Here is a 15,259-nt window from a genome sequence, read left to right as displayed (position 1 = left end):
GCGCCATTCTATAGAGAGATGCGATGCACAGAGGCTCAGATTTGCCCCAAGCGTCTGCTAGAATCGCGTTTTTCAGGGCTGCGCAGCACCATCACGCAGAGGCCCATTCCGTTTAGAAAGCGCCGCTGAGCGTAGAGAGAGCCTGTATGACCGTCACCCTCAAAACCCCAGAGGACATCGCAAAAATGCGTGTCGCCGGCAAACTGGCCGCCGATGTGCTGGAAATGATTGCCGAACACGTCAAGCCCGGCATCACCACCGAAGCGCTGGACCGCATCTGCCACGACTATATCGTCAACGAGCAGAAAGCCATCCCTGCCCCGCTCAACTACAAAGGCTTCCCGAAGTCGATCTGCACCTCGATCAACCACGTGGTCTGCCACGGCATCCCTAACGAGAAGCCGCTCAAGGATGGCGACACGCTGAACATCGACGTCACCGTCATCAAGGACGGCTACCACGGCGATACCAGCCGCATGTTCCATGTCGGCACCGTACCGGTCTGGGCCGAGCGCCTGTCCCAGGTCACCCAGGAATGCATGTACAAGGCCATCGAACTGGTCAAGCCTGGTTGCCGCCTGGGCGATATCGGCGAAGTGATCCAGAAGCACGCTGAAAAGAACGGCTTCTCGGTGGTGCGCGAGTTCTGCGGCCATGGCATCGGCAAGGTGTTCCACGAAGAACCGCAAATCCTGCACTACGGCCGCGCCGGCACCGGCATGGAACTCAAGGCAGGCATGACCTTCACCATCGAGCCGATGATCAACCAGGGCCGTGCCGACACCAAAGTCCTGGGCGACGGCTGGACTGCCATCACCAAGGACCGCAAGCTGTCCGCGCAGTGGGAACACACCCTGCTGGTGACCGAGACCGGTTACGAGATCTTCACATTGCGCAGCGATGACACCATCCCTCGCATTTCGGCCTGATCTGCTGCTCCCAGCCTATAGAGAAAGAAAGGAAAGCCAATCGATGCCGCAGGTGGATCCCGAACTCTTCGACCGCGGCCAGTTCCAGGCTGAACTGGCCTTGAAGGCGAGCCCGATTGCGGCCTTCAAAAAGGCCATCCGCCAGGCCCGCGAGGTGCTCGACGAGCGCTTTCGCAGGGGCCGGGATATCCGCCGATTGATCGAGGACCGAGCCTGGTTCGTCGATAACATCCTGCAAAAGGCCTGGGAGCAATTCAGCTGGAGTGAGGACGCCGACATCGCGCTGGTCGCGGTCGGCGGCTACGGCCGGGGTGAGCTGCACCCCTACTCCGACATCGATTTGCTGATCCTGCTGGACAACGCCGATCACGAAGTTTTCCGCGATTCCATCGAGCGCTTTCTGACTCTGCTGTGGGACATCGGCCTGGAAGTCGGCCAGAGCGTACGCTCGGTGGACGAATGCGCCGAAGAAGCGCGCGCCGACCTGACGGTGATCACCAACCTGATGGAAAGCCGCACCATTGCGGGCCCCGAGCATTTGCGCCAGCGCATGCTCGATGTCACCAGCACCGAACACATGTGGCCGGCCAAGGACTTTTTCCTGGCCAAACGCACCGAGCAGAAGGCGCGCCACCATAAGTACAACGACACCGAATATAACCTGGAACCCAACGTCAAAGGCTCGCCTGGCGGACTACGGGATATTCAGACGATTCTCTGGGTTGCGCGCCGCCAGTACGGCACACTGAACCTGCGCGCACTGGCCGGCGAAGGCTTTCTGGTTGAAAGCGAAAACGCCCTGCTGGCGTCGTCCCAGGAGTTTTTGTGGAAGGTCCGCTACGCCCTGCATATGCTCGCCGGCCGGGCCGAAGACCGCTTGCTGTTCGATCACCAGCGCTCGATTGCCGGGTTGCTGGGCTTTGAAGGCGATGACGCCAAACACGCCATCGAAAACTTCATGCAGCAGTACTACCGAGTGGTCATGAGCATCGCCCAGCTCAGCGACCTGATCATCCAGCACTTCGAGGAAGTCATCCTCGCGCCGGAAGACGAAGCGCCACCGCAACCGATCAACTCGCGTTTCCAGCTGCACGACGGTTACATCGAGGCGATCAACACCAACGTATTCAAGCGCACGCCGTTTGCCATGCTGGAAATCTTCGTGCTGATGGCTCAACAGCCGGAAATCAAAGGGGTGCGCGCCGACACCATTCGTCTGCTGCGCGAACACCGGCACCTGATCGACGACGATTTCCGCCACGACATTCGCAACACCAGCCTGTTCATCGAGCTGTTCAAGTGCAAGATCGGCATCCACCGCAACCTGCGACGGATGAACCGTTACGGCATTCTCGGGCGCTATCTGCCGGAGTTCGGCTTCATCGTCGGGCAAATGCAGCATGACCTGTTCCACATCTACACGGTCGACGCCCACACCCTGAACCTGATCAAACACCTGCGTAAGTTGCAGTACACTCAGGTATCGGAAAAATTCCCACTGGCCAGCAAGCTCATGGGCAAGCTGCCAAAACCCGAACTGATCTACCTGGCCGGGCTGTACCACGACATCGGCAAGGGCCGGCATGGCGACCACTCGGAGATCGGCGCGGTGGATGCCGAGGCCTTCTGCCAACGCCATCAGTTGCCTGTGTGGGACAGCCGACTGATTGTCTGGCTGGTACAGAACCACTTGGTGATGTCGACCACCGCCCAGCGCAAGGACTTGTCCGACCCGCAGGTGATCCACGATTTTGCGCAGGCCGTCGGCGATGAGACCCGCCTCGATTACCTGTACGTGCTGACCGTCGCCGACATCAACGCGACCAACCCGACGCTGTGGAACTCCTGGCGCGCCAGCCTGTTGCGCCAGCTCTACACCGAGACCAAGCGCGCCTTGCGTCGCGGCCTGGAAAACCCGGTCGACCGTGAAGAACAGATCCGCCAGACCCAGAGCGCCGCCCTGGACATCCTGGTGCGTGGCGGCACCGACCCGGACGATGTCGAGCAGCTCTGGGCGCAACTGGGCGATGACTATTTCCTGCGCCACACCGCCGGCGATGTGGCCTGGCACAGCGAAGCGATCCTCCAGCAACCGGCCGATGGCGGCCCGCTGGTGCTGATCAAGGAAACCACCCAGCGCGAGTTCGAGGGCGGCACGCAGATCTTCATTTATGCACCGGACCAGCACGACTTCTTCGCCGTGACCGTGGCGGCCATGGACCAGTTGAACCTGAACATTCACGATGCCCGCGTCATCACGTCCAGCAGCCAGTTCACCCTCGACACCTACATCGTGCTCGACACCGACGGCGACTCGATCGGCGACAACCCGGCACGGGTCAAACAGATCCGCGACGGGCTGACCGAAGCCCTGCACAACCCGGACGATTACCCGACCATCATCCAGCGCCGGGTGCCGCGCCAGCTCAAGCATTTCGCGTTCGCGCCGCAGGTGACCATTCACAACGATGCCCAGCGCCAAGTGACCGTACTCGAACTCAGCGCCCCCGACCGCCCGGGCCTGCTGGCGCGCATTGGAACGATTTTCCTCGAGTTCGACCTGTCGTTACAAAACGCAAAAATTGCCACCCTCGGCGAGCGGGTCGAAGACGTATTCTTCATAACCGACGCGTACAACCAGCCGTTGTCCGACCCGCAACTGTGCAGCCGTTTGCAGGACGCAATCGTCGAGCAATTGAGTGTCAGCCAGGAACCGGAAATCAAACTGTCACGACTGAGTATCTGAACTAACTAACTTTCCCTGTGGGAGCGAGCCTGCTCGCGAAGAGGCCGTCAGCTTCAACATTAACGTTGACTGACACACCGCTTTCGCGAGCAGGCTTGCTCCCACATTCAAAGAGACCCCGCACCGATGAACAACGCCCTGAACCAGTTGCAGCCCTACCCGTTCGAAAAGCTGCGCGCCCTGCTTGGTGCGGTCACGCCAAATCCTGACCAGCGCCCGATTGCGCTGTCCATCGGCGAGCCCAAGCATCGCTCGCCGAGCTTTGTCGCCGAGGCCCTGGCCGCCAACCTGGACCAGATGGCGGTGTACCCGAGCACCCTCGGCATCTCGGCCTTGCGCGAAGCCATCGCCTCGTGGTGTGAACGTCGTTTTAGCGTACCGAACGGCTGGATAGACCCTGCGCGCAACGTGCTGCCGGTCAACGGCACGCGCGAAGCGCTGTTTGCCTTCACGCAGACCGTGGTCAACCGCAGCGACGACGCCCTGGTCGTCAGCCCGAATCCGTTCTACCAGATCTATGAAGGCGCAGCGTTCCTGGCCGGCGCCAAGCCGCATTACTTGCCGTGCCTTGCCGAAAACGGCTTCAACCCGGATTTCGACGCAGTGTCGGACGACATCTGGAAACGCTGTCAGATTCTGTTCCTGTGCTCGCCAGGCAACCCGACCGGTGCGTTGATCCCGGTCGACACCCTGAAAAAACTGATCGCCCTGGCGGACGAACACGACTTCGTGATCGCCGCCGACGAGTGCTACAGCGAACTGTACTTCGACGAACACACCCCACCGCCGGGCCTGCTCAGCGCTTGCGTGGAACTGGGTCGCAAGGACTTCAAGCGTTGCGTGATTTTCCACAGCCTGTCCAAGCGCTCCAACCTGCCGGGGCCTGCGTTCGGGCTTCGTGGCCGGTGATGCCGACATCCTCAAAGGCTTCCTGCTGTATCGCACGTACCACGGCTGCGCGATGCCGGTTCAGACTCAACTGGCCAGCGTGGCGGCGTGGAATGACGAAGTGCATGTACGGGCCAACCGTGCGCTGTATCGCGAGAAGTTCGATGCGGTACTGGAGATTCTCGGCCCGGTCATGGATGTGCAGCGCCCGGACGGCGGTTTCTACCTGTGGCCGAATGTTGAGGGGGATGACGAAGCGTTCTGCCGTGACCTGTTTGTCGAAGAACATGTGACCGTGGTGCCGGGTTCTTATCTGTCCCGTGAAGTGGATGGGGTCAATCCGGGGGCCGGGCGTGTGCGCATGGCACTGGTTGCACCGCTGGCGGAGTGCGTTGAGGCCGCCGAACGGATTCGCGACTTTATCAAACGCCGTCGCTGATACTGTTTAATACCTGCACGGCGCAACGCCGTGCAGGTCTATTCAAATATAAAGCAATATAACCAACTTAATTTAAACTTCACTTACTCCCCCGCCCGCGCTTATTCTTTAAACGCACAACACATCATTTCAAAACCCCAACCAGCAAAACAACAAAACCTCACACCCGCAAACAGTAGATATTTAACTCAACAACACGGACGTTAACTCATGAACACACTAGAACTTTGCACCCTTAAAAAAGCAGCAGACATTCAGGCATCTTACGACGCCGCCATCACCGAAAACCCTGATAATCGCGGAGTTCCTTCCAAGCGTCAGAAGCGAGCAGTTGCCAAACACCTTAAGTTCTGGGCACCCGGCCGCACGTTGCGCATTGCCTTCCTGGACGGCGATCAATTGTTCAAGGACGCCGTAAAAGTTGCGGCACAGCGTTGGTTGCCACACATCAATCTGAAATTTGAGTTCGTCGAAGGTAGCGAAGCCGAGATCCGCATCACCAGCAAGAGCGGTTACTGGTCTTATATTGGAACCGATGCCTTGACCGTACCTGAGCAGGACGAGGCAACCATGAGCCTGTCACCGGATCACCACATCTCGCTAACGTTCTTCACCGCCAATACGATTCACGAATTCGGCCATGCATTGGGCGCCGAACATGAACACCTGCATCCTGAGGTGACTATTCCCTGGAACAAGGAAGCGGTCTACAAGGCCCATGGTGCTGAGCATGAAGACAATTACTATGCGAGAAGTGTCGTCGACAAGCGCTTTTTCAACCTTCTCGATGCCAGTGAAGTTAATTACTCACCCTACGACCCACAGTCCATCATGCACTATGCAATCCGGCAGGAATGGACCGAAGGCGACTTCAAGATTGATTTGAATCTTGTTCTCAGTGAAGGAGACAAAGCATTCATGGCCAAGGCATATCCGTACCCGGAATCACAAAGCAAATAAGTCAGGCAACGTGTACCCCATCAATCTATCCGTCACTTGAGCCGCACCACGTCAGACTCACGTAAATATAACGCTAACGACACACTATCACTCGCAACAAGTAACATCGCTCTCGCCTGTACAGTACCGTGCCGACCTCACTTAGGCCACCTGAAACAAACACTCAACAATCACAACTTTACCCTACACTGCAATACGACTAACTTTCAGTCAACCAACAAGCTTCATTTCGAACACTACTCACAAGGATACATTCAATGCCTGATTTCAAGCCCTGCAAAATCTTCGAAAGTGCTCATGATTTAACTTCGTATGAAGCCGCAACTTCCGAACGACCTGACAATGCCCCTCAGAGCGGGTCAAGTCGAAAAAACGCAGCGTCAGTGAACACACCAAATATTGGAAGCCTGGTCGAACATTAAAAATTGCAATCACCCGAGACGACGAGGATTTGTTCCAGGCAGTCAAGGCCGCTGCCAGGAAATGGCTACCCTACGTCAACCTGTCGTTCGACTTTATCGAGCTTCCTGACAACGATATGGATTACGAAGGGGATATCCGGGTTTACTTGACCCCTCACTATGACGGGACCGGAAGCTCGCAAGTCGGCACCGATGCGCTGACGAGTCCGGCTCACGACCCAACCATGTTCCTGGGGACCGACTACACCTCCCCCCCGCTTCGAGTTCACCGTTATTCATGAGTTTGGGCACACTCTGGGCCTGATGCATGAGCATCAACACCCTGAAGCGAGCATTCCTTGGGACAAGGAAAAAACCTACGCACTGTATCGACAGAATTTTGGTTGGTCGAAGGCGGAGGTGGATAAGAACGTTTTGCCTCTCACCCGTGATGCCAACCGGACTTACGCCCCGTATGACCGACATTCGGTTATGCACTATAAGGTGTCCAACACGTACACCGTGGGTGACTGGGAACAAGCGGAGAACTCACACATCAGCGCCGCAGACATCGCAAGTGTTCGTCGCATCTACCCATAAGGGCTTCTTCAGCCAGGCACATCGACCATTTTCACTCCCTACCTGCCGGCAATCTTTTACCTACACAAGACACTAAACACGGACGCTTAGTATGAATGCTCTGACAGCCTGCAAACTCATGAATACTCTCGACCCTATACTCTCCATGGAGGCTGCACTCTCAGAAAACGCCAACAATACTGACACCCCGTCGCCCGGCGGGCGTCGAAAGCGCGCTATTGCTACCCACACCAAGTTCTGGAGTAATCACCGGACCTTGAGCATTGCATTTCTGGGCAACCCCTCTGAGGAGTTACGCACGGGCACTGTCAATGCCATCCGCCAATGGCAACGCTCTATCAGCCTCACGCTGGAATTCGTCGAAGGTGAAAAAGGAGATATTCGAATTGCCTTTTCAGACCCTCATAACTACTCCTATGTCGGTACGGACGCGCTTCTGGTCCCAGCCGACCAGCAGACAATGAATATATCCGCGGAGGTTAACGACCCAGGGTTTGATACCGTCGTGATACATGAATTTGGACACGCGCTGGGAATGGAGCATGAACATCAACATCCCGACGCCAACATTCCATGGGACACACCGAAAGTTTATGAGTATTACAAAAACAACTTTCAATGGTCAGAAGAAGAAACTGACTTCAACATTTTCAAAACCTACCCGACCACTGAAATTCATAAAAGCGCTTACGACACAACGTCAATCATGCATTACCCGATCCCTACAGAACTGACCCTCGGTGAATGGGCGGTAGGAACCAACACCACCATCAGCAAACTTGACCGCCGACTCATGCGCAAGATCTATCCAAAGTAAAGCCTTTGGCGCGCAGGGTTTAACGCGCCCCGGTTTTGTCTCGCTCAAGCCCAGCGCGCGCAACACGTCATCACCCGCCGGGTGATGACGGCCGAGCGGCTTGCCGCTCAAAGCGGCACACATCAAGCAACAGGCTGCCGTCGAAGTGCCATATTTGCCGCTTAGACTGCGGGCTGGCTGCGGCACAAAGGTCGCGTACCTGGCCGGGGTACCGCCCCCGTCACGGGTAACACCCGGACGTGGCTGACGCCGAACCCGTCCGGTCATGGCATAATCCGTCACCCTTCATTTCCAGCACCTCCAAAGGGGGCAATTCCTTGACCGCTTCAAGCAAAACGTTGCACCTTTTCGGCATCAAAGCCTGCGACACCATGAAAAAGGCGCGCACCTGGCTCGATGAACACGCTGCAAAATATGACTTTCACGACTACAAAACGGCCGGAATCGACCGTGAACACCTGACCCAATGGTGCAACGAGCACGGCTGGCAAGTGGTGCTCAACCGTGCAGGCACGACCTTTCGCAAACTCGACGACGAACGCAAAGCCGATCTCGACCAGGCGAAAGCTATCGAACTGATGCTCGCACAACCCTCGATGATCAAGCGCCCGGTGCTCGATCTCGGGGACAGAACCCTGATTGGCTTCAAGCCAGACATCTACGCGGCAGCGATCAACTAAGCTTGCCCGTTCAATTTCGTTAGAGGTATTTGCATGTCCACTACCCTGTTCAGCCTGGCCTTTGGTGTTGGTACCCAGAATCGTCAAGGCGCATGGCTGGAAGTGTTTTACGCCCAACCTGTGCTCAAGCCGTCGGCCGAACTGGTCGCCGCCGTTGCCCCGATCCTGGGTTATACCGAAGGCAATCAGGCCATCGCCTTCAGCACCGCTCAAGCCGCCCAACTGGCCGAAGCACTGAAAAGCGTCGATGCCGCTCAAGCCGCACTGCTGACCCGCCTGGCCGAAAGCCACAAGCCGCTGGTCGCCACCCTGCTGGCCGAAGACGCACAACTGAGTTCCACCCCTGAGGCTTACCTCAAGCTGCACCTGCTGTCCCATCGCCTGGTCAAGCCGCACGGCCTGAACCTGGCCGGAATCTTCCCGTTGCTGCCGAACGTAGCCTGGACCAGCCAAGGCGCCATCGACCTGAGCGAGCTGGCCGAGCATCAACTGGAAGCGCGCCTGCGTGGCGAATGGCTGGAAGTGTTCTCGGTCGACAAGTTCCCGAAAATGACCGACTACGTGGTGCCGGCTGGCGTACGTATTGCTGACGCCGCACGTATCCGCCTGGGCGCCTACGTGGGCGAAGGCACCACCGTGATGCACGAAGGCTTCGTCAACTTCAACGCTGGCACCGAAGGCCCGGGCATGATCGAAGGTCGTGTATCGGCTGGTGTGTTCGTCGGCAAGGGTTCGGACCTGGGCGGCGGCTGCTCGACCATGGGCACCCTGTCGGGTGGCGGCAACATCGTGATCAAGGTCGGTGAAGGCTGCCTGATCGGCGCCAACGCCGGTATCGGTTTTCCGTTGGGCGACCGCAACACCGTCGAGTCGGGGCTGTACGTGACCGCTGGCACCAAAGTGGCACTGCTGGACGAGAACAACGCACTGGTCAAAGTGGTAAAGGCCCGCGAACTGGCCGGCCAGCCTGACCTGTTGTTCCGCCGCAATTCGGAGACCGGTGCCGTGGAATGCAAAACCCACAAATCGGCCATCGAACTGAACGAAGCGCTGCACGCTCACAACTAAGCACAGCGCTATCACTTGTAGGAGCGAGGCTGCCCTAATGCCAGTCAGTTATGCGCAATTCATGTGGGAGCGGGCTTGCTCGCGAAGACCGCGGCCCAGTCAATATTGATGTCGCCTGACACACCGTTTTCGCGAGCAAGCCCGCTCCCACTGGTTCCGCGCCTTAACTGACTGGCATTGAGGCTTGCCCGCGAAAAGCGGTGTGTCAGATACACTGCTTTCGCGGGCAAGCCTCACTCCTACAAGGTCAGGCGTACGCCCGCCCATGTCATTAGGGCTGCACAACATGATGATTCCTTCTCCCTGGCGTGCCGATTTCCCGGCCATCGCCGCGCTGCAACGGCAAGACCAGACCTATCTGGACAACGCCGCCACCACGCAAAAACCCCAAGCCCTGATCGATGCCCTGACGCACTACTACGCCAATGGCGCGGCCAACGTCCATCGTGCGCAACACTTGCCCGGTGCTCACGCCACACAGGCGTTCGAGGACAGCCGCAGCAAAATCGCTCAGTGGCTCAATGCGGGCGACAGCGGGCACATCATCTTTACCCACGGCGCGACCTCTGCGCTGAACCTCCTGGCTTATGGCCTGGAACACTCATTCAACCCAGGCGATGAAATCGTCATCAGCGCCCTGGAACACCACGCCAACCTGCTGCCGTGGCAACAATTGGCGCACCGCCGCGCGCTGAAACTGGTGGTGCTGCCACTGGATGCCGACGGCTTGATCGATCTCGACGCCGCCGCACTGTTGATCGGCCCCCGCACACGGTTGCTGGCGGTCAGTCAGCTGTCCAACGTACTCGGCGCCTGGCAGCCGCTGGCACCGCTGCTGGCGCTGGCCAAGGCGCAAAACGCCCTGACCGTGATCGACGGTGCCCAAGGTGTGGTCCATGGTCGCCATGACGTGCAGGCGCTAGGCTGTGATTTCTACGTATTCTCCAGCCATAAACTCTACGGCCCGGACGGCCTCGGCGTGTTGTATGGCCGCAACGAGGCCTTGCAACAGCTGCGCCCGTGGCAGTTCGGCGGCGAAATGGTGCTGGACGCCAACTACCACGACGCGCGCTTTCGCCCGGCGCCGCTGGGCTTTGAAGCCGGCACGCCACCGATTGCCAGCGTGATCGGGCTGGGGGCGACGCTCGACTATTTGGCGGGCCTGGACCAGGACGCGGTGTCGGCCCACGAAGCGGCGTTGCATGACTATTTGCTCAAAGGTTTGCAGGCGCGCAACGGCATTCGGTTGTTGGGCAAGCCGCAATTGGCGCTGGCCAGTTTTGTCGTTGAAGGCGTGCACAATGCCGACTTGGCGCACCTGCTCACCGAACAGGGCATCGCCGTGCGCGCCGGGCATCACTGCGCCATGCCGTTGCTGAAAAGCTTCGAACTGGCCGGGGCGATCCGCGTTTCGTTGGCGCTGTACAACGATTCGGACGACCTTGAGCGCTTTTTCGAAGCGCTTGATCAAGCCCTGGAGTTGTTGCGATGAGCCTGCCGACTGATGCCGTAGTGGCATTGGAAACCTTTCAGGCCGCCGCTGGCTGGGAGCAACGGGCACGCCTGTTGATGCAGTGGGGCGATCGCCTGCCGGCGTTGAGCGATGCGGACAAGATCGAGACCAACCGCGTGCATGGCTGCGAAAGCCAGGTGTGGTTGGTGGGCGCATTGCAGGACGACCATTGGCAGTTTGCCGCCAGCAGCGATGCACGGTTGATTCGCGGGTTGGTGGCTTTATTGTTGGCACGGGTCAACGGCTTGTCCGCCGCCGAGTTGCAACAGGTGGACTTGCCGGACTGGTTCAGTCAACTGGGCCTGAGCCGACAGCTATCGCCGTCGCGCAGTAATGGCCTCAATGCCGTGCTGCAGCGGATGCACGAACTCGCCGACTGATACCTGTGGCAAGGGAGCTTGCTCCCGTTCGGCTGCGCAGCAGTCGTAAATCTATGAATGCAGTGTGTCTGACAACCTGCGGCGGTCGATTTTGGGGCCGCTTCGCGACCCAGCGGGAGCAATCTCCCTCGCCACAACAGCAGAACTATTGCGCAGGCTTGATCTTGTCTGCCGGGCGCCGCACGCCCGCCACAATCTTATCCACCGCTTTGGTCGCCGCGACCATGCCGAACGTCGCCGTCACCATCATCACCGCACCAAAACCGCCCGCGCAGTCGAGTTTCACGCCGTCGCCGACAAAGCTCTTCTGCAAGCAAATACTGCCATCCGGTTTCGGGTAGCGCAGTTGCTCGGTGGAAAACACACACGGCACGCTGTAGTGGCGAGTCACGGTGCGGGAGAAATTGTAATCGCGGCGCAGGGTGGAACGCACTTTCGAAGCCAACGGATCGTTGAACGTGCGGTTCAGGTCGCAGACCTGGATCAGCGTCGGGTCGATCTGCCCGCCCGCACCACCGGTGGTGATGATCTGGATCTTGCGGCGCTTGCACCAGGCGATCAGCGCTGCCTTGGCGTTGACGCTGTCGATACAGTCGATCACGCAATCGATATTCGGCGTGATGTACTCGGCCATGGTGTCGCGGGTGACGAAATCCGCCACCGCGTGCACCGTGCAGTCAGGGTTGATCCCGCGCAGGCGCTCGGCCATGACCTCGACCTTTGGTTTGCCGACCGTGCTATCGAGCGCGTGCAACTGACGGTTGGCGTTGCTGACGCACACGTCATCGAGGTCGAACAGCGAGATTTCGCCAACCCCGCACCGGGCGATGGCTTCCGCCGCCCAGGAACCGACGCCACCCACGCCAACGATCGCCACATGGGCTGCACGCAAACGTTCCAGGCCCTCGATACCATACAAACGAGCGATGCCAGCAAACCGCGGATCTTCTGTACTCATGACCACTACCCTAAAAACCGGCGCGCATTATAGGGCCGATGCGGGCCAAGAGCATCTTTGCGCTATGAACGGCAGCTCGCCTGCTTTAATTAATCTGTCAGCCAAGGATATTTGCCCGGTCATGCATCCGGCCAAGAACTTAAATGAAGATGGCTTGCCCAATGTCGGGCTTGATTCTGACCGCTGTACGGTCAGTTGCAGGCCAGTGTAGGATGCGCGCCCCTTGGCGCATGCCGACCGTTCCCTCGTTCCACACCTTTTGGAACCCGAAATAGCTATGTCATCGCGTAAATTTGGACTCAACCTGGTGGTGGTATTGGCCATCGCCGCGCTGTTCACCGGTTTCTGGGCGCTGATCAACCGCCCGGTCACGACCCCCAACTGGCCTGAGCAGATCTCCGGTTTTTCGTACTCGCCGTTCCAGCAAGGCCAGTACCCACAGAAGAACCAGTTCCCGTCCGACGATGAAATGCGTCGCGACCTGGAGATCATGAGCAAGCTGACCGACAACATTCGGACCTATTCGGTCGACGGCACCCTGGGTGACATTCCCAAGCTGGCGGAAGAGTTCGGCTTGCGGGTGACCCTGGGGATCTGGATCAGCCCGGACGAGGAGCGCAACGAGCGCGAAATCCTGCGCGCCATCGAGATCGCCAACAGCTCGCGCAGCGTGGTTCGCGTGGTGGTCGGTAACGAAGCGATCTTCCGTAAGGAAATCACCGCCGAGCAACTGAGCGTGATCCTTGATCGCGTGCGCGCTGCCGTGAAAGTACCGGTGACCACCTCCGAGCAATGGCACGTCTGGGAAGAAAACCCGATGCTGGCCAAGCACGTCGACCTGATCGCCGCGCACGTCCTGCCCTACTGGGAATTTGTCCCGATGGACCAGGCCGGTCAGTTCGTTCTGGACCGTGCCCGCGACCTGAAAAAAATGTTCCCGAAAAAACCGCTGCTGCTGTCCGAAGTGGGCTGGCCGAGCAACGGCCGCATGCGCGGTGGTGCCGACGCGACCCCGGCGGACCAGGCGATTTACCTGCGCACCTTGGTGAACAAACTCAACCGCCAGGGCTTCAACTACTTCGTGATCGAAGCGTTTGACCAGCCGTGGAAAGCCAGCGATGAAGGTTCGGTCGGCGCCTATTGGGGCGTGTTCAACGCCGCGCGCCAGCAGAAGTTCAACTTCGAAGGCCCGGTGGTTGCGATTCCGCAATGGCGGGTACTGGCGGTCGGCTCCGTGGTACTGGCGCTGTTGTCCCTGACCCTGCTGATGATCGACGGCTCGGCCCTGCGTCAACGCGGCCGGACCTTCCTGACCTTCACCGCGTTCCTCGGTGGTTCGGCACTGGTGTGGATCGGTTACGACTACAGCCAGCAATACAGCACCTGGTTCAGCCTGACGGTGGGCTTCTTGCTCGCCCTTGGTGCACTCGGGGTATTTATCGTATTGCTGACCGAAGCCCACGAACTGGCCGAGACCGTCTGGACCCACAAACGCCGGCGTGAATTCCTGCCCGTGGTAGGCGATTCGGACTACCGGCCGAAAGTCTCGATCCACGTGCCGTGCTACAACGAGCCGCCGGAGATGGTCAAACAGACCCTCAATGCCCTGGCCAATCTCGATTACCCGGACTTCGAAGTCCTGATCATCGACAACAACACCAAGGACCCGGCTGTCTGGGAACCGGTGCAGGCCTATTGCGAAACCCTCGGCCCGCGCTTCAAGTTCTTCCACGTCGCGCCGCTGGCCGGTTTCAAGGGCGGCGCGCTGAATTACCTGCTTCCGCACACCGCCAAGGACGCCGAAGTGATCGCGGTCATCGACTCCGATTACTGCGTACACCCCAACTGGCTCAAGCACATGGTGCCGCACTTCGCCGACCCGAAAATCGCCGTGGTGCAGTCGCCACAAGATTATCGCGACCAGAACGAAAGCACCTTCAAGAAGCTCTGCTACGCGGAATACAAAGGCTTCTTCCACATCGGCATGGTGACCCGCAACGACCGTGACGCGATCATCCAGCACGGCACCATGACCATGACCCGCCGTTCGGTGCTCGAAGAACTCGGCTGGGCGGACTGGTGCATCTGTGAAGACGCCGAGCTGGGTCTGCGGGTGTTCGAGAAAGGTCTGTCAGCTGCGTACTACCACGACAGTTACGGCAAGGGCCTGATGCCCGATACCTTTATCGACTTCAAGAAACAGCGTTTCCGCTGGGCCTACGGTGCGATTCAGATCATCAAGCGCCACACTGCCAGCCTGTTGCGTGGCAAGGACACCGAGCTGACCCGTGGCCAGCGTTACCACTTCCTCGCGGGCTGGTTGCCGTGGGTGGCGGACGGCATGAACATCTTCTTCACCGTCGGCGCGCTGCTGTGGTCGGCGGCGATGATCATCGTGCCGCAACGGGTCGATCCGCCGCTGTTGATTTTCGCGATCCCGCCCCTGGCGCTGTTCGTGTTCAAGGTCGGCAAGATCATCTTCCTCTACCGTCGTGCGGTGGGCGTGAACCTCAAGGATGCATTCTGCGCGGCGCTGGCCGGGCTGGCGTTGTCTCACACCATCGCCAAAGCGGTGCTGTACGGTTTCTTCACCAGCAGCATTCCGTTCTTCCGCACCCCGAAAAACGCCGATAACCACGGCTTCTGGGTCGCGATTTCGGAAGCGCGTGAAGAGCTGTTCATCATGCTGCTGTTGTGGGGCGCGGCACTGGGGATTTTTCTGGTGCAGGGCCTGCCGAGCAACGACATGCGGTTCTGGGTGACCATGCTGCTGGTGCAGTCGCTGCCGTATCTGGCGGCGCTGATCATGGCGTTCCTGTCTTCGCTGCCAAAACCGGCAGCCGAAGCGGAGCCTCTGCCAGCGGCTTAAATCTGCGCAAA

11 protein-coding genes and 1 pseudogene are annotated in these 15,259 nt (G+C 58.9%); 11 read left to right on the top strand and 1 reads right to left on the bottom strand.

What is annotated here, in order from left to right; all coding sequences use genetic code 11:
* Positions 1 to 146: 146 nt before the first annotated feature.
* The 10 genes and pseudogenes from map to AABM54_RS06050 all read left to right on the top strand — a co-directional run bounded on the left by map (position 147) and on the right by AABM54_RS06050 (position 11,421).
* On the top strand, positions 147 to 929 hold the full coding sequence (map, locus tag AABM54_RS06095; protein WP_347904409.1) for a type I methionyl aminopeptidase: 783 nt from the start codon (positions 147 to 149) through the stop codon (positions 927 to 929).
* A gap of 43 nt (positions 930 to 972) precedes the next feature.
* Entirely contained in the window at positions 973 to 3,675 is a 2,703-nt protein-coding gene (locus tag AABM54_RS06090; protein ID WP_347904408.1) for a [protein-PII] uridylyltransferase, read from the top strand.
* Positions 3,676 to 3,801: 126 nt separating this feature from the next.
* A pseudogene (dapC, locus tag AABM54_RS06085) lies at positions 3,802 to 5,002 on the top strand (succinyldiaminopimelate transaminase).
* Between the two features lie 210 nt (positions 5,003 to 5,212).
* The gene (locus tag AABM54_RS06080; RefSeq protein ID WP_347904407.1) at positions 5,213 to 5,962 is read left to right on the top strand and encodes a M12 family metallopeptidase; all 750 of its coding nucleotides are present in this window, start codon (positions 5,213 to 5,215) and stop codon (positions 5,960 to 5,962) included.
* Positions 5,963 to 6,657: 695 nt separating this feature from the next.
* Entirely contained in the window at positions 6,658 to 6,963 is a 306-nt protein-coding gene (locus AABM54_RS06075) for a M12 family metallopeptidase (RefSeq protein ID WP_347906137.1), read from the top strand.
* 91 nt (positions 6,964 to 7,054) lie between these two features.
* Entirely contained in the window at positions 7,055 to 7,780 is a 726-nt protein-coding gene (locus tag AABM54_RS06070; RefSeq protein WP_347904406.1) for a M12 family metallopeptidase, read from the top strand.
* Positions 7,781 to 8,097: 317 nt separating this feature from the next.
* Positions 8,098 to 8,460: an ArsC family reductase gene (locus AABM54_RS06065; protein WP_347904405.1), complete on the top strand. Its 363-nt coding sequence runs from the start codon at positions 8,098 to 8,100 to the stop codon at positions 8,458 to 8,460.
* A 33-nt stretch (positions 8,461 to 8,493) separates the two neighbouring features.
* The gene (gene dapD / locus AABM54_RS06060) at positions 8,494 to 9,528 is read left to right on the top strand and encodes a 2,3,4,5-tetrahydropyridine-2,6-dicarboxylate N-succinyltransferase (RefSeq protein ID WP_347904404.1); all 1,035 of its coding nucleotides are present in this window, start codon (positions 8,494 to 8,496) and stop codon (positions 9,526 to 9,528) included.
* 286 nt (positions 9,529 to 9,814) lie between these two features.
* On the top strand, positions 9,815 to 11,020 hold the full coding sequence (locus AABM54_RS06055; RefSeq protein WP_347904403.1) for a cysteine desulfurase: 1,206 nt from the start codon (positions 9,815 to 9,817) through the stop codon (positions 11,018 to 11,020).
* Positions 11,017 to 11,421: a SufE family protein gene (locus AABM54_RS06050; RefSeq protein ID WP_347904402.1), complete on the top strand. Its 405-nt coding sequence runs from the start codon at positions 11,017 to 11,019 to the stop codon at positions 11,419 to 11,421. The genes AABM54_RS06055 and AABM54_RS06050 overlap by 4 nt, the downstream gene beginning before the upstream one ends.
* A gap of 145 nt (positions 11,422 to 11,566) precedes the next feature.
* Here AABM54_RS06050 and tcdA read toward each other — a convergent pair whose 3' ends face one another.
* On the bottom strand, positions 11,567 to 12,379 hold the full coding sequence (gene tcdA / locus AABM54_RS06045) for a tRNA cyclic N6-threonylcarbamoyladenosine(37) synthase TcdA (RefSeq protein ID WP_347904401.1): 813 nt from the start codon (positions 12,377 to 12,379) through the stop codon (positions 11,567 to 11,569).
* 277 nt (positions 12,380 to 12,656) lie between these two features.
* Between tcdA and AABM54_RS06040 the strand changes: the two genes are divergently transcribed.
* A complete protein-coding gene (locus AABM54_RS06040; RefSeq protein ID WP_347904400.1) occupies positions 12,657 to 15,248 on the top strand; it encodes a glycosyltransferase in 2,592 nt (863 codons plus the stop codon).
* The last annotated feature ends 11 nt before the right edge of the window (positions 15,249 to 15,259 follow it).

The organism is Pseudomonas purpurea (assembly GCF_039908635.1).
Classification (GTDB): Bacteria; Pseudomonadota; Gammaproteobacteria; order Pseudomonadales; family Pseudomonadaceae; genus Aquipseudomonas; species Aquipseudomonas purpurea.
This window is presented reverse-complemented; position numbering and strand designations above follow the sequence as displayed.